Annotated in this window: 16 protein-coding genes; 1 reads left to right on the top strand and 15 read right to left on the bottom strand. The window is 70.2% G+C overall.

All coding sequences use genetic code 11. From position 1 onward, the window contains the following. The 12 genes from BR98_RS25640 to BR98_RS25585 form a co-directional block, all read right to left on the bottom strand. Nucleotides 1-2,016, bottom strand: coding sequence for an alpha-1,4-glucan--maltose-1-phosphate maltosyltransferase (locus BR98_RS25640; protein ID WP_051970214.1), 2,016 nt, complete (start codon nt 2,014-2,016; stop codon nt 1-3). A 25-nt stretch (nt 2,017-2,041) separates the two neighbouring features. Further along, complete coding sequence (locus tag BR98_RS25635) at nt 2,042-2,638, bottom strand: DJ-1/PfpI family protein (RefSeq protein ID WP_035847914.1); 597 nt, start codon at nt 2,636-2,638, stop codon at nt 2,042-2,044. Nucleotides 2,639-2,669: 31 nt separating this feature from the next. Continuing rightward, nucleotides 2,670-4,346: a thiamine pyrophosphate-binding protein gene (locus BR98_RS25630; protein ID WP_035847910.1), complete on the bottom strand. Its 1,677-nt coding sequence runs from the start codon at nt 4,344-4,346 to the stop codon at nt 2,670-2,672. A gap of 119 nt (nt 4,347-4,465) precedes the next feature. Continuing rightward, nucleotides 4,466-5,317, bottom strand: a complete 852-nt coding sequence (locus BR98_RS25625) for a type 1 glutamine amidotransferase domain-containing protein (RefSeq protein WP_035847907.1) — start codon at nt 5,315-5,317, stop codon at nt 4,466-4,468. Nucleotides 5,318-5,350: 33 nt separating this feature from the next. Next, complete coding sequence (locus tag BR98_RS25620) at nt 5,351-6,052, bottom strand: EthD domain-containing protein (protein WP_232247549.1); 702 nt, start codon at nt 6,050-6,052, stop codon at nt 5,351-5,353. A 31-nt stretch (nt 6,053-6,083) separates the two neighbouring features. After that, complete coding sequence (locus tag BR98_RS25615; RefSeq protein WP_035847900.1) at nt 6,084-7,673, bottom strand: GMC family oxidoreductase; 1,590 nt, start codon at nt 7,671-7,673, stop codon at nt 6,084-6,086. Nucleotides 7,674-7,693: 20 nt separating this feature from the next. Next, complete coding sequence (locus tag BR98_RS25610) at nt 7,694-9,244, bottom strand: GMC family oxidoreductase (RefSeq protein ID WP_035847897.1); 1,551 nt, start codon at nt 9,242-9,244, stop codon at nt 7,694-7,696. Nucleotides 9,245-9,277: 33 nt separating this feature from the next. Next, nucleotides 9,278-9,580 carry a Nif11-like leader peptide family natural product precursor gene (locus BR98_RS25605; protein ID WP_035847895.1) on the bottom strand — a complete coding sequence of 101 codons (303 nt, stop codon included), beginning with the start codon at nt 9,578-9,580 and terminating at the stop codon, nt 9,278-9,280. After that, nucleotides 9,577-9,912 (bottom strand): Nif11-like leader peptide family natural product precursor, encoded by a 336-nt coding sequence (locus BR98_RS25600; RefSeq protein ID WP_035847893.1) that lies wholly within the window; start codon nt 9,910-9,912, stop codon nt 9,577-9,579. The genes BR98_RS25605 and BR98_RS25600 overlap by 4 nt, the downstream gene beginning before the upstream one ends. A 133-nt stretch (nt 9,913-10,045) precedes the next feature. Next, nucleotides 10,046-11,350: a low temperature requirement protein A gene (locus BR98_RS25595; protein WP_035847890.1), complete on the bottom strand. Its 1,305-nt coding sequence runs from the start codon at nt 11,348-11,350 to the stop codon at nt 10,046-10,048. Nucleotides 11,351-11,394: 44 nt separating this feature from the next. After that, nucleotides 11,395-12,306: an NAD(P)/FAD-dependent oxidoreductase gene (locus BR98_RS25590; protein WP_035847887.1), complete on the bottom strand. Its 912-nt coding sequence runs from the start codon at nt 12,304-12,306 to the stop codon at nt 11,395-11,397. 133 nt (nt 12,307-12,439) lie between these two features. After that, nucleotides 12,440-13,918 (bottom strand): MFS transporter, encoded by a 1,479-nt coding sequence (locus BR98_RS25585; RefSeq protein ID WP_051970213.1) that lies wholly within the window; start codon nt 13,916-13,918, stop codon nt 12,440-12,442. Nucleotides 13,919-14,263: 345 nt separating this feature from the next. On the opposite strand from BR98_RS25585, the gene BR98_RS25580 reads away from it, so the two are divergent. Beyond that, the gene (locus tag BR98_RS25580; RefSeq protein WP_035847885.1) at nt 14,264-15,223 is read left to right on the top strand and encodes an SDR family NAD(P)-dependent oxidoreductase; all 960 of its coding nucleotides are present in this window, start codon (nt 14,264-14,266) and stop codon (nt 15,221-15,223) included. Nucleotides 15,224-15,352: 129 nt separating this feature from the next. Here the strand turns inward: BR98_RS25580 and BR98_RS25575 are convergent, their stop codons facing one another. From BR98_RS25575 to glgX, 3 genes are all read right to left on the bottom strand, one after another. Then, nucleotides 15,353-16,528 carry an IS701 family transposase gene (locus tag BR98_RS25575; protein ID WP_232247545.1) on the bottom strand — a complete coding sequence of 392 codons (1,176 nt, stop codon included), beginning with the start codon at nt 16,526-16,528 and terminating at the stop codon, nt 15,353-15,355. Between the two features lie 73 nt (nt 16,529-16,601). After that, nucleotides 16,602-18,767 carry an AGE family epimerase/isomerase gene (locus BR98_RS25570; protein WP_035847882.1) on the bottom strand — a complete coding sequence of 722 codons (2,166 nt, stop codon included), beginning with the start codon at nt 18,765-18,767 and terminating at the stop codon, nt 16,602-16,604. Next, nucleotides 18,764-20,887, bottom strand: a complete 2,124-nt coding sequence (gene glgX / locus BR98_RS25565) for a glycogen debranching protein GlgX (protein WP_157537934.1) — start codon at nt 20,885-20,887, stop codon at nt 18,764-18,766. Before glgX ends, BR98_RS25570 begins: the two co-directional genes overlap by 4 nt. Nucleotides 20,888-20,967 lie beyond the last annotated feature (80 nt).

Here is a 20,967-nt window from a genome sequence, read left to right as displayed (position 1 = left end):
TCAATCCTCCTGGCGGACCGTCAGAATGTGTGCCGGGCCCTGCTCGGGGTCGAGGCGGACGTAGTTCTGGTGGTGCCAGGTGTGGTCGCCGCCGGTGAGTTCGCAGTGCACCGCGACCGGGCCGGTGATCCCGGGGAGCGTGACCATGGCCTGCTGGACGTTGCTCGGGTCCAGGTTGACCACCACGATCAGCTGGTCCTCGCCGGTCTGCTTGGCGTAGGCGATCACCTGGTCGTTGTCGGTGGGCAGGAAGTCGAGGTTGCGCAGGTCCTGCAGGGCCGGGTGGATGCGGCGCAGTTCGTTCAGCCGGGTGATCAGCGGGGCGAGGGTGTCGGTGCGGGTCCAGTCGCGCGGGCGCAGCTGGTACTTCTCCGAGTCCAGGTACTCCTCGCCGTCGGCGGCCACCGGGGTGTTCTCGGCGAGCTCGAAGCCGGCGTAGACGCCCCAGCTGGGCGAGAGGGTGGCGGCCAGCACGGCGCGCACCGCGAAGGCGGCCGGGCCCTGGTGCTGCAGCCCGCTCGGCAGGATGTCCGGGGTGTTGACGAAGAAGTTCGGGCGCAGATAGGCGCCGGTCTGCTCGGTCAACTCGGTGAGGTACTCGGTGAGTTCCTGCTTGGTGTTGCGCCAGGTGAAGTAGGTGTAGGACTGCTGGAAGCCGATCTTCGCCAGGGTCTGCAGCATCGCCGGGCGGGTGAAGGCCTCGGCCAGGAAGACCACGTCCGGGTCGGTCCGGTTGATCTCGCCGATCACCCGTTCCCAGAAGTGCACCGGCTTGGTGTGCGGGTTGTCGACTCTGAAGATCCGCACGCCGTGCGACATCCAGTGGCGCAGCAGCCGCAACGTTTCTGCGACCAGTCCGTGGAAGTCCTGGTCGAAGTTGATCGGGTAGATGTCCTGGTACTTCTTCGGCGGGTTCTCGGCGTAGGCGATAGTGCCGTCGATCCGGTGGCTGAACCACTCCGGATGCCGCTCGACCCACGGGTGGTCGGGCGAGGCCTGGAGGGCGAAGTCCAACGCGATCTCCAGGCCCAGCTCGGTCGCCCGGTCCACGAAGGCGTCGAAGTCCTCGATGGTGCCGAGGTCCGGGTGGATCGCGTCGTGCCCGCCCTCGGGCGAGCCGATCGCCCAGGGCGAGCCGACGTCCTGCGGGCCGGCGGTCAGGGTGTTGTTGGGGCCCTTGCGGAAGGAGCGGCCGATCGGGTGGATCGGCGGCAGGTAGAGCACGTCGAAGCCCATGGCGGCGACGGCCGGCAGCCGTTCGGCGGCGGTCCGGAAGGTGCCCGAGCGCATGGGCCCCTCCTGCCCGTTGCCGGGCAAGGAGGGAGGTTCCAGGGTGGCGCCCTCGGAGCGCGGGAAGAACTCGTACCAGGAGCCGTACAGCGCCCGGCGCCGCTCCACCTGGAGCGAGTAGGTCGGCGAGGCGGTGACCAGCTCGCGCAGCGGGTAGCGGCCGAGCACCACCGCCACGCCCGGCAGCAGCGCGGCGGCCAGCCGGGTCAGCGGCGCCCGGGTGCGGTCGCGCAGCGCGTCCACGGCGGTCAGCACCGCGGTGCGGCCGGAGCCGCGCGGGACCCCGACCGCCACCCGCTCGAGCAGCAGGGCGCCTTCCTCCAGGGTGAGTTCGATGTCCTGGCCGGCCGGGAGCTTGATCACGGCCCGGTCCAGCCAACTGCTCACCGGGTCGCTCCAGGCCTCCACGGTGTAGCTCCAGTGGCCCATGGTGGTCGTGGTGACCTCGGCGCCCCACCGGTCGGTGCCCGGGGCCAGTTCGCGCATCGGTGTCCACGGCCCCGGGCGGCCCTCGGCGTCGCGAAGCACCACGTTGGCGCCGAGCTTGCCGTGGCCCTCCCGGAAGACCGTGGCGCTGATCAGGAAGGCCTCCCCCAACACCGCCTTGGCGGGGCGGCGTCCACCCTCCACCACGGGGCTCAGGTCGAGCACGGGTATTCGGCCCACCAGGGCCTCGGCCACCGGCTCCACCGGCGCCGGCACGGCGCGCGTGACCAGGTCGGTCATCTGTGTCTCTCCCCCTGTCAGCCCGTCAGGACAGCGCGGCGTGGCGCCGGCTGCTCCGCTTGGTCAGTTCCTCGATGATCTGGCGGGCGAACAGGTGGCAGTGGTTGCCGGTCCTGGCCGTGACCAGGTCCTCGTCCACCACCACGTCCTGGTCGACGTAGATCCCGCCCATGTTGCGCAGGTCGCCGAGCAGGTTGTTGTGCACCACGGCGCGCCGGCCGCGGATCACCGCGGGGATCGGCGCGGCCAGCCACATGCCGTGGCAGATGATCCCCTTGACGATCGCCGGGTCGGCGAAGGCCCGCCGCAGCAGCACGGCGGCCGGCGGCAGTTGGTCGACCTTCTCGGTGTAGCGCAGCCGGTCGGCGACGATCCCGGAGGGCACGATCAGCGCCGCGTACTCCTTGAGACCGTACTCGTCCAGCTCCTCGAAGGACTCGGTCACCTCGAACGGCATCCGGTGCTCATGGCCGCGGAAGACCAGCCGGTCACCGCCCCAGAGCCGGGTGAGGAAGTGCACCTCGGCTCCCTCCTCGGCGAACCGGCGCTGGTAGTAGAGGATCTCCGGTTCGTAGAAGTCGCTCTCCATCAGGACGGCGATCTTCTGGCCGTTCAGCGCCACGGCGCACTCCTTAACTAGGTGGTCAACTCGTTCAGGAGGAACGGCCGATGACCAGGTCGATGAGGAACGGGCCGGGGTGGGCGAGGGCTTCGGTGATGGCCGGCGCGGCCTGCTCGGGCTTCTCCACCCGGACGGCGCGCACGCCCAGCGACTCGGCGAGCTTGACGAAGTCGATCGCCGGCTGGTCGAGGTCGAACGGGTCCGGGAAGGCGTGGTGCTCGACCGAGACCGTCTTCCAGTACTCCTCGATGTTCAGGTCCAGCAGCCGGTACCGGCCGTTGTTGCAGATCACGAACTTGGCGGCGATGTCGTAGCGGGCCGCGGTCCACAGGCCCTGGACGGTGTACATGCTGCCGCCGTCGCCGGTGAAGCCGATCACGGTGCGCTCGGGGTGGGCCAGCTTGGCGCCGATCGCACCGGGGATGCCGACACCCAGCGAGCCGCCGCGGGTCTGGTGCCAGTGCCCGGGCAGGTTGGCCGGCAGGTGCTTGAAGAGGCCGGGCGAGGAGGTCAGCGCCTCGTCGAAGAGCACCGCGTCGGCGGGCAGCTGCTTGGCCAGCTCGAAGCCGAACAGCTCGGCGGAGAGCGGGTCCTGGCCCACCCCGGACAGGAAGGTGGCGTTCTCCTCGATGGCCGCGATCTTCTTGTCCTGCTGGGCCTTGGTCAGCCGGGCGAGCGCGTCGGACTTCTGTTCGCCGGTCTGCCGGCGGCGCAGCGCCTCGGTGAGCTTGGGCAGGGTCTGCTTGGGGTCCGCCAGCAGGCCGAGGTCGACCGGGAAGTTCTTGGCGATCGCACCGCTGTCCAGGTCCAGGTGGACCACCTTGGTGCCGGGCGAGAAGACCCCGTCGAGCAGCGGGTAGACCTCGTTGAGGGTGTAGGTGCCGGTGATCAGCACGCCGTCCGCCGGGTTGATCACCTTGGCGCTGGCCTCGCCGAACATGTGGCCCAACTGGCCGCCGAACAGCGGGTGTTCGGCCGGCAGGTTGACCTCGGCCCAGTCCGCGCCCCAGACGGTGGCGCCCCAGGCCTCGGCGAACTCGGCCAACTCGGCCTGGGCGCCGGAGAAGTGCACGCCGTCGCCGGCCAGGATCAGCGGGTGCCGGGCGCCGGCCAGCAGGCTCGCGGCCTGCTCGATCGAGCCGGCGTCGGGGATGCTGGTGGTGGTCAGGTAGGAGGTGGGGACCGCGTCCTCGGTGGTGTCCTGGTCCATCACATCGGCCGGCAGTACGACCAGTACCGGGCCGTAGGGCGGGGTGGCGGCCACCTTGAAGGCCCGCCGCAGCACCCGCAGGGTGGACTGCGGGTCCACCACCCGGGTCGCCCACTTGGTCACCGGCTTGGCCATGCCGACCAGGTCGGCGGCCATCTGGGCGTCCATGCTGTCGTAGGCCAGGCCGGACTCGCCGACCACGCAGACCAGCGGGGCGTGGCCGCGCATCGCCTGGTAGAGCATGCCGATGCCGTTGCCCAGCCCCACACCGGAGTGCAGTTGGAGCAGGGTGGGCTTGCGGGTGGCCCGGGCGTAGCCGTCGGCGATGCCGACCACCACGGCCTCCTGCAGCGACAGGATGTACTGCACCTCGGGGAAGGACCGCAGCTCGTCCAGGAAGCCCTGCTCCACGGTGCCGGGGTTGCCGAACATGTACTGGACGCCGTCGGCCTTGAACTGTTCGAGCATCGCCACCCGGGCGGGCCTGCTGCTGGCCATGTCAGCCTCATCTCTGCGACTTCGGATACGAGCGGTTTCGACACGGGGTCGGGCGGGCGGCCGCGCGGTGCGCGCCGGATGCGGCCGCCCGCCCAGGGCCTCGCTGGGGAGCCGCCGGCTCAGGCCTGGTACAGGTCCGGCCGGAAGCCCCACTGGCGCAGGCCCTGCTCCAGGACCTCGACCAGCTTCTGGCCGGTGAGGTAGGAGTCGGGAGTGGAACGCCCGGTGATGAACGGGTAGTCGACGATCACCGAGGTCTCGTGGCCGTAGTTGCCGTGGTACGCCCCGTGCGGCGCGGTGGCGTCGCGCAGGATGTACTCCAGCGGGTACGGCGGCGGGCCGATCACGAAGTCGGTCCCCATGAACCCGGTGCTGTCCTTGTAGTCGTACTCGATGCAGTGCCCGGTGACGTGCTTGTTGCGGATGATGCTGATCCGGTCGTCCTGCTCACGGGCGAAGGCCAGGCAGGTGACGCCGTAGCACTCGGCGGCGATCGGCAGGTCCAGGTGGTAGAAGGCCAGCACCAGGTCGTGCACCCGCCAGTTGTTGCCCAGGTCCACGATCGGGCCGGAACCGCCGACGATCAGCAGCGCGTCGTAGCGCTCGGCGATCTGCGCCTGCACGTGCTGGCGACGGTTGTGGTACCCCTCCCAGGCGCGCAGGAAGTCGGAACGGCTGCGGTACGGCCGGTCCGGCAGCCAGGAGGACAGGTCCAGCGGGTGGTCCAGCCGGTCCGACTTGTCCAGCGCGATGACCTTCTCGGCCATCTCGGTGCTGGTCACCCCGCGACCCAGCGGCGGGTCGATGTACTCCGGGTCGAAGCTGGGCGGCAGCGGCACCGGCCGCTTGCCGGTCGGCGTCGCGAAGGTGACGTCGTAGCCGGCCTTGTCGAAGGTCTCCAGGGGGCCGACCAGTTCCTCGCCCCAGTAGCCGTACTCGGAAAGAACGATGAGAATGCGCTTCTTCGCCATCGGCGGTGTCTCCTTCAGCGGGAGGGCGGGCGGTCAGCGGGCCTCGGGGCCGATGATCCAGGTCTCGGTGGAAGCCAGCGAGAAGACGTACTTGGGGTCGACCAGACCCTCCTGAGCGGCCTTCAGCTCGGCGAACCAGGGCGACTCGAGCGCGGCGGCCAGCGCCTGCTCGTCGTCGAACCAGAGCTGCTCGACGCTGTCGAAGCTCGCCTCACCGAAGACGTAGTAGCCGTCCTGGGTGTGCGCGTGCAGGGCCCGGCGCAGGCCGGGGGCCTTGGCCACCACCTCGGCATAGGCACCCAGGGTGCGGGCCCGGTACTCGGCCAGGTCCAGGCCGGGGGCGCGCTTGAGCAGCACGGTCAGCTTGACCCGGCCGGGCTGCGCCTCGGCGGGGCCGGGCACGATCTCGTGCGCGGCGGTGTCGATCACCAGCGTCTGCCAGAAGGCGGCCCAGTTCGGCTCGTCCAGCCGGGCGCCCTGGAGGAACTCGTCGGTCTGCAGCGAGGCCAGCTGCTCCTCGCCGTTCTCCAGCCAGATCTCGGCGATGCCCTGGTGCGGCAGCGCCGGGGAGCCGAGGTCGCCGGCGAACGGGATCCGGCTGTCGATCAGGTACTTGCGGATCTGCGGGATCTTGGCGGCGAACTTCACCGCGTGCACGTTCACCCAGTAGTCCTGGAACTCCTGGGCGGTCATGCCCGGCTTCGGGGCAGCCAGAATGAACTGATGGATCATCATCTCTCCTCGGGCGCAGCGTGATGGAGCGGGATCAGAGCTGGTGGTCCTGCTTGATGAAGTCGGCCGCCCGCTCGCCGATCATCACCGTGGTGGTGTGGGTGTGTCCGGACACCACCGAGGGCATCACCGAGGCGTCCGCGACCCGCAGGCCCTCGATGCCGCGCACCTTCAGCCGCGGGTCAACCACGGCGAGGCTGTCGACGCCCATCTTGCAGGTGCCGGTGTAGTGGTGGAACGAACCCGTGTTGAGGCTGCACCACTTGCGCAGCTCGGCCCGGGTGGTCACATCGGGGCCGGGGGTGAGCTCGGTGATGCCCCACTCCTTGGTGAAGGCCTCGGTGCGGTAGATCTCCCGGGCGATCTCCACCGCGGTGGTGATCGCGTCCAGGTCGGCGGGCTCGCCGTAGTAGTTGGGGCTGAACCGCGGGCGCTGCGTCGGGTCGGTGCCGGCCAGTCGGACCCAGCCGCGGGAGAGCGGACGGACCAGGCCGGGCAGGGTGATCACCAGGCGCGGGTCGACGTCGTTCTGCTCGGTGATGCCGGTGGTGTCGCCGGTGACCTTCCACTCGGCCAGCCGGGCGATCAGCTGCTCGCCCCAGGGGGCCCGCGGCAGGAACCAGATCTCCAGGTCGGGCGAGAGCAGGCCGGGCTGCGAGTTCCAGAACAGCGCGGGCTCGTTGGCGGTGCCGGTGTCGGGGCCGGGGCGGTCCAGGTAGCCGGTCGGGCCGATCACCAGCGGGTGGTTCTGGTAGTTCTCGCCGACGCCGGGCAGCGCCTCGACCACCTCGATGCCGAAGGCGGAGAGCTGCTCGGGCTGGCCGATGCCGGAGAGCATCAGCAGCTTGGGCGACTCGTGCGAGCCGGCCGAGAGGATCACCTCGCGGTCGGCCCGGGCGGTGTGCGTCTGACCGTCCTTCAGGTACTGGACGCCGACGCAGCGCTTGCCCTCGATGATCAGCTTGCCGGCGATCGCCTCGGTCCGCACGGTGAGGTTCGGGCGGTCCTTGGCCGGCTGGTAGTAGCCCGCCCAGGTGCCGTTGCGCTCGCCGTCCTTGGTGATGTCCATGTGGTGGTAGCCGGCGCCGGAGACGCCCGCGTTGTGGTCGGCGATGACCGGGTAGTTCAGCTCGGCGCAGGCGTCCAGGAAGGTCTGCGAGACCGCGTTGCCCTCGGCGCCGGAGTCCACCACGTTGATCGGGCCGCCGAGGCCTCCGGTCGGGTTGGTGCCGTCCTCCTGGTTCTCCAGCTTCTGCAGGTAGGGCAGCACGTCCGCGGCCGACCAGCCGGTCGCGCCGCCGTAGGCCCAGGAGTCGTAGTCGGCGTCGCGGCCGCGCTGGTGGATCGCGTGGTAGATGTTCGAGGTGCCGCCCAGGCCGAAGCCGGCCGGCGAGTACACCTGGTCGCCGCCCATGGTGGGCTGCGGCTCGCTGAGGTAGGCCCAGTCGAACCGGGACAGGTTGGTCGCGGCCCAGAGCTCCGGGTCCCGCAGGATGTTCGGGTGGCTGTCGTCGCCGGCCTCCAGGACCAGGACTCGGGCCTCGGGGTTCTCGGTCAGCCGGGCGGCCACGACCAGGCCGGCCGCACCGCCGCCGACCACGATGAAGTCGAAGGTGTCAGTCATCTGTTGAGTGACCTTTCTGGTCAGCGTGCGGCGTCGGTGATCAGGTCGGCGGCCTTCTCGGCGATCATGATCGTCGCGGCGTTGGTGTTGCCGGTGGTGATGGTCGGCATGATCGAGGCGTCCGCGACGCGCAGTCGCTCGATTCCGTGCACCCGCAGCGCGGCGTCGACCACGGCGTCCAGCCCGTGGCCCATCCGGCAGGTGCCCACCGGGTGCCAGACCGTGGAGGCGTTCTGGCGCACGTAGCCGGCCAGCTCGGCCGGGTCGACCGCCTCGGGGCCGGGCGCCAACTCCCGCCCGCGGAAGGGGTCGAAGGCGCTGGTGTGGACGATCTCGCGGGACAGCGCCAGGCCGCGGACCAGCACCTGCACGTCCGCCTCGGCGGTCAGGTAGTGCGGGTCCACCACCGGCAGCGCGGCCGGGTCGGCCGAGCTCAGGTGGACGAAGCCGCGGCTGCGCGGCTGGGCCAGGATCGGGGCGAAGGTGAACCCCGGCCCTTCGGTCTTGTACTGGTCGGCGATGAACTGCACCGGGCCGAAGAAGAACTGCAGGTCGGGCCCGCCGCCGGTGATCCCCTCGCGCTCCCGCGAACGGGCGAACAGACCGGCCTCGGCCAGCAGTTGGGGGAACGGAAGGTCTTGGAGGCTCTCGTAGCCGACGCCGAAGAGCAGGTGGTCCTGCAGGTTGCGGCCGACCCCGGCGAGCTCGTGGACGAGCGGGACGCCGTGCCGGCGCAGCTCCTCCTCGGGGCCGATGCCGGAGAGCAGCAGCAGCTTCGGCGAGGCCAGCGCGCCGGCGGTGAGGATCACCTCGGCGTCGGCCCGCGCCGTCCTGGTCTGCCCGTCCTGGCGGAACTCCACGCCGGTGGCCCGCCCGTCGGCGACCAGCACCCGGCTCACCAGGGCGCCGGTCAGCACGGTCAGCCGCGGGTCGTCGAGCACCGGGTCCAGGTAGCCCGCCGCGGTGGAGGCCCGCTGGTTGTCCGGGGTCCGGGTGGACTGGTAGAAGAACCCGCCACCCTCCTGCCGCTCGCCGTTGTAGTCGTGTTCCACGTCGTGGCCCAGCTCGGCCGCGCCGGCCACGAAGGCCTGCGAGACGGCGCTGGGGTTCTCGTAGTCGATCACCGAGAGCGGACCGTCGGTGCCGCGGTACTGCGAGGGCTTGCCCGCGTAGCGCTCGGCCCGCCGGAAGTACGGCAGCACGTCCTGGTAGGACCAGCCGGGGTTGCCGAGCTCGGCCCAGTGGTCGAAGTCGTGCCGGTTGCCGCGCACGTACATCATGGCGTTGATCGAGCTGCCGCCGCCGATGATCTTACCCTGGGTCAGGTCGATCCGACGGCCGTCCAGGCCCGGCTGCGGAGCCGTCCGGTACGGCCAACTCACGTCCTCAGGGCCCCACATGGAGGTCATCGAACCGAGGTCGGTGGCGTGCACACTGGCCCGGTCGTCCGAGCCGCCCGCCTCCAGCAGCAGCACCCGGCAGTCCAGCCGGTCCAGCAGCCGGCGGGCGACGACACAGCCGGCCGAACCGGCCCCCACCACGATGTAGTCGAAATTCTCTTCACTCGCCACGGGAGCGTCTCCTCGTCTGGGGCCGGTCGGGGCTCAGGCCAGCAGGCCGGTCTGGCGCAGGCTCGGCACCACGTCCTCGACCAGGTAGTCCAGGTAGTAGCGGCCCCACATGGTGGCCCAGAGCGGGAAGGTGTTGTCGAAGCTGTCGCCCCGGTGCTCGGCGAGCTTGATCTCCAGACCCCAGACCAGCGGGTCGAAGTCCTCCTCGGTGAAGGGCAGTCCGAGCTCGGCGGCGGCCGCCAGCACCTCGGACTTGCTCTTCACCCGCAGCTCGTCCAACAGGTCCTGCCGGTCGGCCAGCAGGGTGAGGAACTCGATGACGTTCTGCTCGCTCATGCCGCGGTCTCCTCGAGTCCGCCGACCAGCGCGCGGAACTCCTCGTCGGTGAACCGGGTACGCACCCGGCTGGCCAGGTAGTCCAGGTGGCGCACGCCCCACATCTCGCGCCACAGCGCGGCGTTGCCGTCCACGTCCTGGCGGTCCTTCTCCAGAATGGTGGTGATCTCCAGTGCGCCGACCACCGCCTCGATGTCCGCCGGCCCGAACTCGTAGCCCGCGTTCTTCGCGTGGAAGGTCAACTGGGCGAGGCTGTACCGGTCGTAGCGGGCGAGCAGCTCGGGATCGGCCGCGACCGCGGTGATGAACTCGGCGAAACTCTGCCGGGACATGGTCCTGCCTCCTCTTCCGGGCCGGCCCCGAACCTGCTCGGTTCTCCCCGGCCCCCGATTCCCGTTCATGCTCACCGGGCGGCTGACGGAGGGTCAACGCCCAGGCCAGGGCAGCCGCGACAGTCCGACTTCGTCATTCGGACTTGTTCAGGTCCCGGCTGCGCTGCCGCCAGCGGACCCAGCACTTCGGCGTGTGCAGGAAGATCACCGGACGCCCGGTGGTGATCACCCAGTACTCGACGACGTTGAGCGCGATCACCAGGGCGGCCACCAGGCCGGCCACCGCGACGGCCGGCAGCAGCGGGGTCAGCGGCATCACCGCGAAGCAGGCCAGCGCGGCCGCGAACCGGCTCAGCGCGGCGCTGCCGTACATCCGCCAACGGGAGTAGCAGAAGCCCAGGAAGTACAGCCCGGCACCGGGCGCCACCAGGCAGGCGGCCAGCTCGTGGCCGTTCTCCATCGGTGCCCTGATCAGCTCCCGCAGCGAGACCGCGATGCAGATCACCGCGAGCAGGTAGCAGAAGTGCGCGTAGTGGAAGACGTCGCGCAGGATCCGGGCCTGCACCGCGCTGGTCTCCAGGCCGTGCCGCACGGCCGGCGCACCGAAGTGGAAGTAGGTCCACCACAGGCCGATCACCAGCAGGAAGCCGACGCCCAGCGCGGCCACCCGGCTCGGCCCGAGCGGGCCGCTGGCGGCCTGGGTGCCCAGGGTCACCACGGTCTCGCCGAGCGCCATGATGATGATCAAGCCGAATCGTTCCGGCAGGTGGGCCGCCTCCAGCTTGATGTGGTCGAGCCGGTGGCCGAGCAGCGCTGGGCCGGCCACCTCCAGCAGCGCGCCCGCCCCCCACAGCCCGAGCCGCCAGGGGTCCGGTGCGAGCGCTCCGGCCAGGAAGAGCGGACCGGCGATGACCAGCCCGAGGGCGAACGGCTCCATCCGCAACTCACCGTAGAAGTGCAGCCGGTGCATCTCCATCCAGAGCAGCAGCCGCAACAGGATGAAGCAGACCGCGAAGAGCAGGCCGTTGCCCCCGTAGGCGTCGGGGACGGCCACCGCCATCCCCAGGCCGATGGCCCCCATCAGGAAGAGCAGCAGCCGCCCGCGCGGGCTGTCCAGCCGCTCCCCCGAGGCGTTGCCGAGCAGCGTCACGCTGTTCCAGCCCCACCAGAGCGGGATGGTCAGCACCAGGGTGCGCAGGATGCCGGTCGGCCCGGAGGAGTAGGCCAGCGCGTGCGCGAGTTCGGTGATCGCGAAGACCCAGACCAGGTCGAAGAAGAGCTCCGCCCAGGTGACCCGCTGCTCGGCCGGCCGGCTGGCCAGGACCGGTTTCGGCTCCGGGGCCGGGTCCTCGAGCGAGTCCTCGGGAATCTCCGGTTCGAGCTCCGGGCCCAGGTCCTCGTCCCGCACGGCGGTCGGCCCGGTGGTGTTGTCAGCCATCAGTCGTAGCCATCAGTCGTCGTCCTTGGGTCCGCGGCCAGGGGTCAGGCGGACTTGAGCTCGGGCGGGTACAGGAAGTAGTTGGCCGCCGAGGCGGCCTGCGACCCCTCGTGCACCGCGGCACTGACCTGGTGGGAGTGGAGCGAGGTGACGTCGCCGGCGGCGTACACGGCCTCCACCGAGGTCTTCTGCTCGGTGTCGACCTGGATGTAGCCGCTGGGCGCGAGCAGCACGCCGAGCTGCGCCGCCAGCCGGGTCTCCGGGGTGGCCCCCTGGATGCTGAACAGCGCGTCCAGCGAGAGCCGTTCGCCGCCCCGGGTGACCACCGTGCGCAGCTGCCCCTTGTCGCCCTCCACGGTGTGGATCTGGTCGTGCAGCACCGGGATGCCGGCCGCCCGCAGCCGCCGGCAGAGCACCTCGCTGATCTCGTTGCGGTGACTGTTCGTCAGCAGTCGGACCCGGTCGCTGAGGCTGTGCATCTGCATCGCCTCGGCGGCGGCCGCGTCGGTGTGGCCGACCACCAGGATCTCCCGGCCGCGGTTCTCGTAGCCGTCGCAGGCGATGCACCAGAACATCGACTCGCCGACGTAGCGCTCCCAGCCGGGGAAGTGCGGGAAGTGGTCGAGCACGCCGGTGGCCAGGATCAGCGTGCGGGCCCGGAACTCCTGCGACTGGGTGTGCACGGTGAAGCCGCGCTCGGCGTCGCCCTCGGCGCCGGTCACGGCATGGCGCAGCACCTGGGCCGCCGGGTAGTCGCTCAGCTGACGGGTCGCCAGCTCGCGCAGTTCCACGGTGGCGATGCCACCGGGGAATCCCAGGTAGTTGCGGTTGACCTGGTGGTGGGTCGAGCGCCCGTGCCCGGTGTCGAAGACCAGCACCCGCCGGTTGTAGCGGGCCAGGCAGATGGCGGCGGACAGCCCGGCCGGGCCGCCGCCCACGATGATGGAGTCGGCCATCGTCGAGTGGTCATGACTCACTGCGGTGTGTTCCTCTCTTCGCCGGCGGTCCGTCACACGTCCGCTGGGCCGCCACGGGCAGCCCGGAGGCAGCTCGTGGCGGCCCAGCGGCCGGTTCTGTGCGCGGCGGCCATCAGCTGCCGGAGCGCATCGCGCTCTTGCCGGGGAGCATGAACGCCGCCGCCAGGGTCGCCACCACGGCGATGATCGCGGCGCCCACCAGCGCGTTGCTGTACCCGGCGGTCAGCGCGGTGTTCACCGCGTGGCCGCTCTTGGTGGAGCTGGTGGTACCGGCCGCGGCCACCGTGGCGAGCACGGCCAGGCCGAGCGCGGCACCGATCTGGTTGGAGGTGTTGAAGAGACCGGAGGCGAGGCCGGCCTCCTCCTCCGAGGCGGAGCTGGTCGCGGCCACGGTGGCCGAGACCCAGACGGTGCCGCCGCCGAGGCCGGCCAGGATCTCCGGGCCGAACTGCTCGAGCCAGAAGCCGCCGCCGTTGATCCCGGAGGCCCAGAAGGTACCGCCGGCCACCAGCAGGGTGCCCAGCATCGTGGTGCCCTTGAGGCCGAGCAGGGGCAGCACCCGGCCCACGTTGGTGGCAGCCAGCACCACCGCGAGGGCGAGCGGCACCAGGGCCAGGCCCGAGCGCAGCGGCGAGTAGCCCTGGACGATCTGGGTGTAGAGGGTGAGGAAGAAGATGGCCGGGATCATGGCCATCGGGATCAGCCCGCCGACCAGGTTGGCGCCGGGCAGCACCTTGCGCCGGAAGATCCCGAGCGGGATCAGCGGCTGGCTGTGCTTGGACTCGACCACCAGGAAGAGCGCCAGCAGCACGAGCGCACCGGCGATGCCGCCCAGCGTGCGGGCCGAGCCCCAGCCGGCCTTGTCGGCGTCGACCAGGGAGAAGACCAGCAGGCCGAGACCGGCGGTGACGAAGAGCGCGCCACCGAGGTCGAAGCGCTTCTCCTCCACGGTGCTCTCACCGGCGGGCAGGAACTTGACCGCCAGCGCGGCGGCGATCAGGGCGATCGGCACGTTGACGTAGAAGACCGCCTGCCAGCCGAACCAGTCGGTGAGCACACCGCCCAGAATCATGCCGGCCGCACCACCGGCGCCGGAGACGGCACCGTAGACGCCCAGGGCCTTGTTGCGCTCGGTCTTGCCCTGCGCCGTGTCGTCCGGGAACACCGTCATGAGCAGCGAGAGCGCGGCCGGCGCGGCGAGCGCCGAGGCCAGGCCCTGCACCGCCCGGACGATGATCACCATGGCCGGGGAGCTGGCGAGGCCACCGACGGCCGAGGCGACGGCGAAGAGCACCAGGCTCAGGATGAAGAGCTTGCGGCGGCCGGTCAGGTCGGCCAGCCGGCCACCGAGCATCAGGAAGCCGCCGAAGAGCAGCACATACGCGTTGGTCACCCAGGACAGGCTGGCCTGGGAGAAGCCGAGGTCGGTACCGAGCGAAGGCATCGCCACGGCGACGATCGTCGAGTCCAGAACCAGCATGAACTGGACCGCGACGAGCAGGATGAGTGCCGCCCTGCGGTTGCCACCCGCTGCCAGGGCACTCGGGGCAGCGTCGCGCGCGAGGGCCCGCTGATCCGTTGGTGCGGTCATGGATGGAACCTCCAAGAGAGAACTGGAAGCCATAGATATGGCGCAGTGAATACGACACTAACTGACACGGTTCCCGGCTGGATCGGCAAAGTGCGAATATCCGAGATCATTCCGGAATGCTGGCGGCACTGCGTCATGAACCACCCGCACTACGTCAGGTCGGACCTTTGACCGCCTTGCTCACGGTTCCCACCAGGCGTTTCTGTCACGGGACTTGACGTAGTGCCAGGATGAGGCCGGCTCGCCCAGGGGCCGTCCGAGAATGGATACTAGGGTCGCCGGGAAGGATTTCCGGAGGCTCCACTTAATTCGCACGAAAGCCCGATCGGATCATGGAGGACACCGATGAATACATCCCGGCAGACACGTTTCGGGCCGAATTCCACGGCGGCGGAGGTGGTCGCCGGACATGATCTGTCCGGCACCACGGCGGTGGTCACCGGGGCCGCCTCGGGGATCGGCGTGGAGACCGCCCGGGCGCTGGCGGGCGCCGGCGCCCGGGTGCTGGTGGCGGCCCGCGACGCCGCGCGGGGCGAGGCGACGGCGGCCGACATCCGGCGCTCCACCGGCAATCCGCAGGTGGCCTTCGAACTGCTCGACCTCGCCTCGCTGCGCTCGGTGCGGGAGTTCGCCGCGCGCTACCTGGCCGACGGCCGGCCGCTCCACCTGCTGGTCAACAACGCAGGGGTGATGGCCACCCCGTTCGGCCTGACCGAGGACGGCTTCGAGCTCCAGTTCGGCACCAACCACCTGGGCCACTTCACCCTCACCACCGCCCTGCTGCCCGCGCTGCGAGCGGCCGGGGGCGCCCGGGTGGTCTCGCTCTCCTCGCGGGCGCACGGCATCGACGACGTCCACCTGGACGACCCGAACTTCGCCCACCGCCGGTACGACCCGTGGGCCGCCTACGGCCAGTCCAAGACCGCCAACATGCTCTTCGCGGTCGGCCTGACCAACCGGCACGCGGCCGAGGGGATCACCTCCAACGCGGTGATGCCCGGGGTGATCCTCTCCCCGCTGTGGCGGCACACCCCGCAGTGGGGCCAGCGGCGCCAGGACGCCGACGGCCGGATCGGGACCCCGCCCGGCTGGAAGACCGCCGAGCAGGGCGCCGCCACCAGTGTCTGGGCCGCGGTCGCCGCGGAACTGCAGGGCGTCGGCGGCCGCTACCTGGACGACTGCGCGGTGGCCCGCCCGTGGCCGGGCGGCGGCAGCATGCCGGGCGGCCACTACCGCCCGTACGCGCTCGACCCGGACCGCGCCGAGGCGCTCTGGCGGCTCTCCGAGACGCTCGTCGCCGGCTGAGCCACGGGGCCGGCCGGCCGGCCGCTGGTCGGCCGCCCAACCCCCGGACGCAGAAGGGCGGGTGCGACCGATTCGGTCGCACCCGCCCTTGCTCTGCCGGCGCCTGCCTGGTCCGCGCCGGCCGGCCCGCTACTGGGCCTGCTGGGCATACTGCTCCTCCAGCTCCTGCAGCCGGTGGAAGCCGAGCGCCGCGGAGGCCAGGGTGACGTGGTGGTGCCAGCCGCGGAACGATCGGCCCTCGAAGTCGCTGAGCCCGTAGTCCTCGTGCAGCTTCTCGTGGCTGCGCCCGACCTGGTGGCGCAGTTCGGCCAGCGCCACGGTGTCGGCCAGCCGGTCGGCGGGCAGGTTGGTCATCCAGTAGGAGCGCGGCTGCGGCCGGCCGAACGGCCATTCCACCACCAGGTGGCGGGTGGCCGAGCGCATGCCCGGCTGCATCGCGCCCAGCGCGCCGATCATGAACTGGGAGTGCCTGGTCTGGCCCTCCGGCCCGTCGGGACGGGCCAGCACCGCGCGCTCGGACCAGCCGCGCATGCCCTGCACCACCTCGACGGCGGGGATCCGCCGGGCGGCCGGGCGCCGGGGGGCGCCGCCGACCGGCAGCAGGGTGGTCGGACCGACCTCGACGACATAGCCGAAGCCGCGTTCCTCCAGGCCGAGCAGCAGTGGTTCGACCTGCGGCTCGTAACTCCAGTTGGCCAGTACCGGGGCGTCCGGTACATCCCATTCGAGAATCTCGTCCAGGGACTCCAGGACATAGCTCCAGCGCGGCCGGTGGCGCTCGTGCGAAGGCACGTGGGCGCGGCTGCGCAGCTCGTGGTCGTCGTCCCAGTGCCGCGGCAGTATCAGATGCCAGTTGACCGGCAGCCCGTGTCCACCGTGCACCATCGAGGTGGCCAGCCCGAGCTGACAGTTCATCACCCGACCGGCCGAGCCGACGAACTGGCGGCCGACCCCGGCGGAACGTGTGCCGTTCTTGGGGAAGACCACCTCGTCGAAGGCCCAGGCCTCCGGCGCCTTGAGGGTACTGGCCCGCTCCGCGAGATAGCGGCGGACGTTGTCGTACTCCCAGGTGCTCTGGTTGACGAACTGCTGGATCGGTTGGACCACGCGCCGGCCGAGCACCTTCTCGGAGATGTTGGCCGGGGTCCGCCGACCGGGGGCGTGCAGCAGCCCCCGCAGGTAGACCTCGCCCCAACGGCGCTGGTCGGAACGGGCGAAGCAGGAGAACAGGTCGCGGCAGTAATCGGAGATCCCGTCCTGCCGATCCCCCGCGAGCGGTTCACGGAGGTCCGAAATCTTGGTCACAGCGATTCCTTGGGTTTGTGAGCGGGGCTGTCCTCCCCCGACTCGCGGGGGAGGACAGCCGGGGTGCGCGGGTTCACTCGTCCTCGTTGCAGCTCCGGTTCGGGTCAAGCACGAACGCGTCGGTGGCGACGAGCATCTGGGTGACCTCGGGCAGTGCGGAGCCGACGATCACGAAGTCGACCTCGGGTCCGACCTTGGTGCGCTGGAAGAGCAGTTCGTTGATGGCCGGGCGACTGATCTCGGCCACCTTGCAGAGGTGGAACTCCACCCGGCGCGGGCTGACCGACAGGGCCTCCCCGACACCGCGGCGGAACTTCTCCAGCTCGTCCAGGTCGACCGTGCCCTCCAGGTGGATGTGCGCGGTCTCACCGTCGAACTCGCTGGTGATCCGCATCCGCTGGTCGGCCGGCTCGACCGTGACCCTGACCTTCAGCGGCCCGTCGCTCTCCGGCAGGTTCACCGTCAGCGCCTTGGCGTCGAAGTCGTGGAACGGCTGGTCGTCGATCCAGACCTGGTCGATCTGGACCGAGCCGGGGGGCAGCAGGTCGGGGGCGACCCGCAGCACCCGGTCCGGGAACGCGTCGGGACGCGGCCGGAAGTGCAGGGTGAGCGGCTGCGAGGTGACCAGCAGGCTGGTGTACGTCGCGGCCAGGTAGCAGAGCTCCAGGGCGTGGTAGCCGGCCATCGAGTGGCTGCCCTTGAGCCGCTCGGTGCCGAGCAGGTACGGGATGCCGTTGGCCAGCACGTTGAAGTACACGCCGCCGTCGTCGTAGTCGAGGAAGAAGGCGTTGTAGAACGCGGACGCCTCGCGGGCCAGTCGACGGTGCTCCGGGTCGCCGGTGACGCCGGCCAGGATCAGGTAGGCCAGGATCGACTGCTCCTGCTGCCACCAGGCCTTGCGGTCGTGCCAGACCAGCCGGTGCGCGCCGCTGTCCGGGTCGGGGATCCGCTCGACCACGTCGTACCAGCCGCCGCGCTGCTGGTCGCTGCCGACCGGCGGCATGATCTCGGCGATCCGCTCGGCCAGCTCCGCGTACTCGGGCTTGTCCTGCATCGCCCGGATCCGGGTGAGGTTCCAGGCGATCTTCAGGTTGTGGCCGACCACCGCGCGGTCCTGCTGCCAGCCCCAGGTGCGGTCCGGGCTCCAGTCCTCGTGGAACCGCTCCTGCACGAACGGGCTGTTGGGCTCGTCCGGGAAGTACTTGGTGATGGTGTCGGCGGTCTCCTCCAGGAGCTGCGCGAAGTCCTCGCGCCCGGTGGCCAGGTAGGCGTTGATCAGGTACGCCGGGGCGTGGTCGCCGACCGAGTTCCAGTTCTTGCGGGCCCGGTTGCGGCCCAGCGAGTCGGAGCGCGGGTCCATGGTGATCGGGTCGAGGTGGGAGAAGAAGCCGCCCCGCTCGTCGTCCTTGAAGTACCGGTGGAACAGCGCCACGGTGCGGTCGATGTCGTTGAGGATCCGCGGGTCGCCGGTGATCCGGTAGGTCTGGGTCGGGCCGGCCAGCGCGTAGATCTGCTCGTACATCGGGATGGCGTTGTAGTCGTCGCCGAACTCCGAGGCGAAGACCTTGCGTTGGGCGCCCGGGGTGATGTCGACCGCGTGGTACCAGTAGACGACGCCCTCGCGCTCGTCGCTCACCCGCATGTGCTCGCGCAGGTACTCGGTGCCCGACTCGGCCGCCTCCAGGAAGCGCTCCTCGCCGGTCAGCAGGAAGGCGGTGGCCAGACCGTAGACCAGCCGGGAGATGGTGTCGGTCTCCTGGCGCAGGTCCTGCTCGATGTGGTCGGCGACATGGGTGCCGTGCAGGGTCAGCCGGGTGCGGAAGCCGCGCCAGTCGTAGACGCCGTCGGGGAAGTGGCCGCGCAGGTAGAAGTCGGCTATCTCGGCGGCCTGTTGGACCCACCAGCCCGGCTTCTCGAAGACGTAGGCGCCGCGCCGCTCCTCCGGGAACACGATCTGACGGGCGTCGATCCGCTCGCCGCCGGCCCACTGGTGGAAGAGGCCGTAGACGAAGACGTAGCGGCCCTCGGCCAGCATGTCCCGGGTGGCGCCACTGGTGTCGCGGCGGCCGCTGTCACCGAGGTTGCGGACGATCTCGGAGCCGAGCAGCCCGTCCAGGTGGATGGTGAACTCCCGCCCGTCGCTGGTGCGCAGGCCGAAGCGGTCGTGGGTGGGGTCGTACGAGGTGATGTAGCCGGCGATGCTGTCCGAGTAGGTCCGCCGGATGTCCTGTGCACTCATCGAAGGGTGCCTCCATTGTCGGGCAGCGCGGTCAGCACGACGACGCTGCGGCCGTGGGCGTGGAAGGTGTGGCCAGGAACCGGTTCCTCGCCGCCGGCGGGCAGGACGTCCTGCCCGGCGCCGCGCGAGGTGTCGACGGTCCGGTGCCACTGCTGGCCGGCCACCCGCGGAAGTTCGAAGTCCAGGCCGAGGTGGTACATGTTGAAGATCACGTGCAGATCCGGGTCGCCGTTGAAGCCGGCGAGCGTGTAGGAGAGCACCCGGGCGTCCGTGTCCTCCCAGCCCGGCTGCTCCAACCGGCATCCGTGCCAGGTGACTTCGGGCAGGTCGCGGTCGTTGGTCCGACCGTCGAAGAAGCGCGCCTCGCGGACCGCCCGGAACCGCTTGCGCAGCCCGATCATCTGCTGGACGAAGCCCCGGACCTCGGTCTCCTTCTCGGCCTGCTCCCAGTCCAGCCAGGCCACCTCGTTGGACTGGCAGTAGGCGTTGTTGTTGCCGCCCTGGCTGTTGCGGAACTCGTCGCCGGCCAGGATCATCGGCACGCCCCGACTGAGCATCAGGATCGCCATCATGTTCTTGATCTGCTGGATCCTCAGCCGCTCGATGTCCTCGGCATCGGTCGGCCCTTCCACACCGCAGTTCCAACTGAAGTTCTCGTGCGCGCCGTCGGCGTTGGACTCGCCGTTGGCGTCATTGTGCTTGTGGTTGTAGCTGACCAGGTCGTTCAGCGTGAAACCGTCGTGGCAGGTGATGAAGTTGATGCTGTTGGTGGGCAGTTCGCCTTCCTTGGTGAAAAGGTCGCGCGAACCGCCGATCCGCGAGGCGATCGAACCGGCCAGACCCGCGTCGCCGCGCACGAAGCGCCGCACGTCGTCGCGGTACGGCCCGTTCCACTGCGCCCAGCGCTTCCCCGGGAACCGGCCCACCTGGTAGAGGCCGGCGCCGTCCCAGGGCTCCGCGATGATCTTCGTCTCGGAGAGGATCCCGGACAGCTCGATCCCCCACAGCGCGGGCGGGACCGGCATCTCGTAGCCCTCCTCGCCGCGCGACAGCTCGGAGGCGAGGTCGAACCGGAAGCCGTCCACATGGTGCTCGGTGACCCAGTACTCCAGGCACTCGATGATGAACTTGGCGACCGCCGGGTGGTTGGCGTTGATCGCGTTGCCGCAGCCGGTGAAGTCCATGTAGTGCCGGCGGTCCTGCGGCCACAGGTGGTAGTAGACCTCGTTGGCCTGGCCGCGGAAGCTGATCGTCGGCCCGTGCTCGTTGCCCTCGGAGGTGTGGTTGAAGACCACGTCGAGGATCACCTCGATGCCGGCCCGGTGCAGCTCCTTCACCATGTTGCGGAACTCGGTGATGTGGGTGCAGCTGCACGCGTCCGAGCAGTAGGCGGTGTGCGGGGCGAAGAAGCCGAACGGGTCGTAGCCCCAGTAGTTGTACAGCGGCACGCCGTTCGGTCCGGTGCGCAGCACCTGCCGCTCGTCGAAGTCGAAGACCGGCAGCAGCTCGACCGCGGTGACCCCGAGCTCCTTGAGGTACGGGATCTTCTCCACCACGCCGTTGAAGGTGCCCGGGTGGGCGACGCCGGAGGTGGGCGAGGCGGTCAGGCCGCCGACGTGCACCTCGTAGATCACCGTCTCGGCGAGCGGGGTGCGCAGCGGTTCGTCGCCCTCCCAGTCGTAGCTGTCGAGGTCGACGACCATGCTGCGCATCGAGTAGGCGCAGTTGTCCTCGACGCCGACCGCCCGGACCCGGTCCCAGAGCGTGTTGATGTTGGCCCGCGAGTAGGGGTCGAGCAGCACCTTGCGGGGGTTGAACCGGGTGCCGCTCTCCCTGGTCTGGTGCGGCCCGTCCATCCGGTACGCGTAGACCTGTCCGGCGATGACGCCGCTGACATGGCAGTGCCAGAAGTGGTAGCTGTTGTGGTGCTCCCGGTCCAGCGCGATCACACGGCTGGGGGCGAGGTCGTCGTAACTGTCGAACAGAAGCAGTTCGACCTTGGTGGCCCGCTCCGAGAAGATCGAGAAGTTCACCCCGGTGGCATCGACGGTGGCCCCCAACGGCTGGGGGCGGCCCGGGGTCACCCCCGCCTGCGTTCTGGTGAGCTCTTCTTCCAACATACTTGCCTGACTACTGGTCATATCCGCTGTCAACTCCCCTGCCATGATGCACCCGGAATTCTGGATTCCGGCCGGTATTG

The organism is Kitasatospora azatica KCTC 9699 (assembly GCF_000744785.1).
Classification (GTDB): Bacteria; Actinomycetota; Actinomycetes; order Streptomycetales; family Streptomycetaceae; genus Kitasatospora; species Kitasatospora azatica.
Note: the sequence above shows the minus strand (reverse complement) of the source record. Positions and strands in the feature narration are given on the sequence as shown.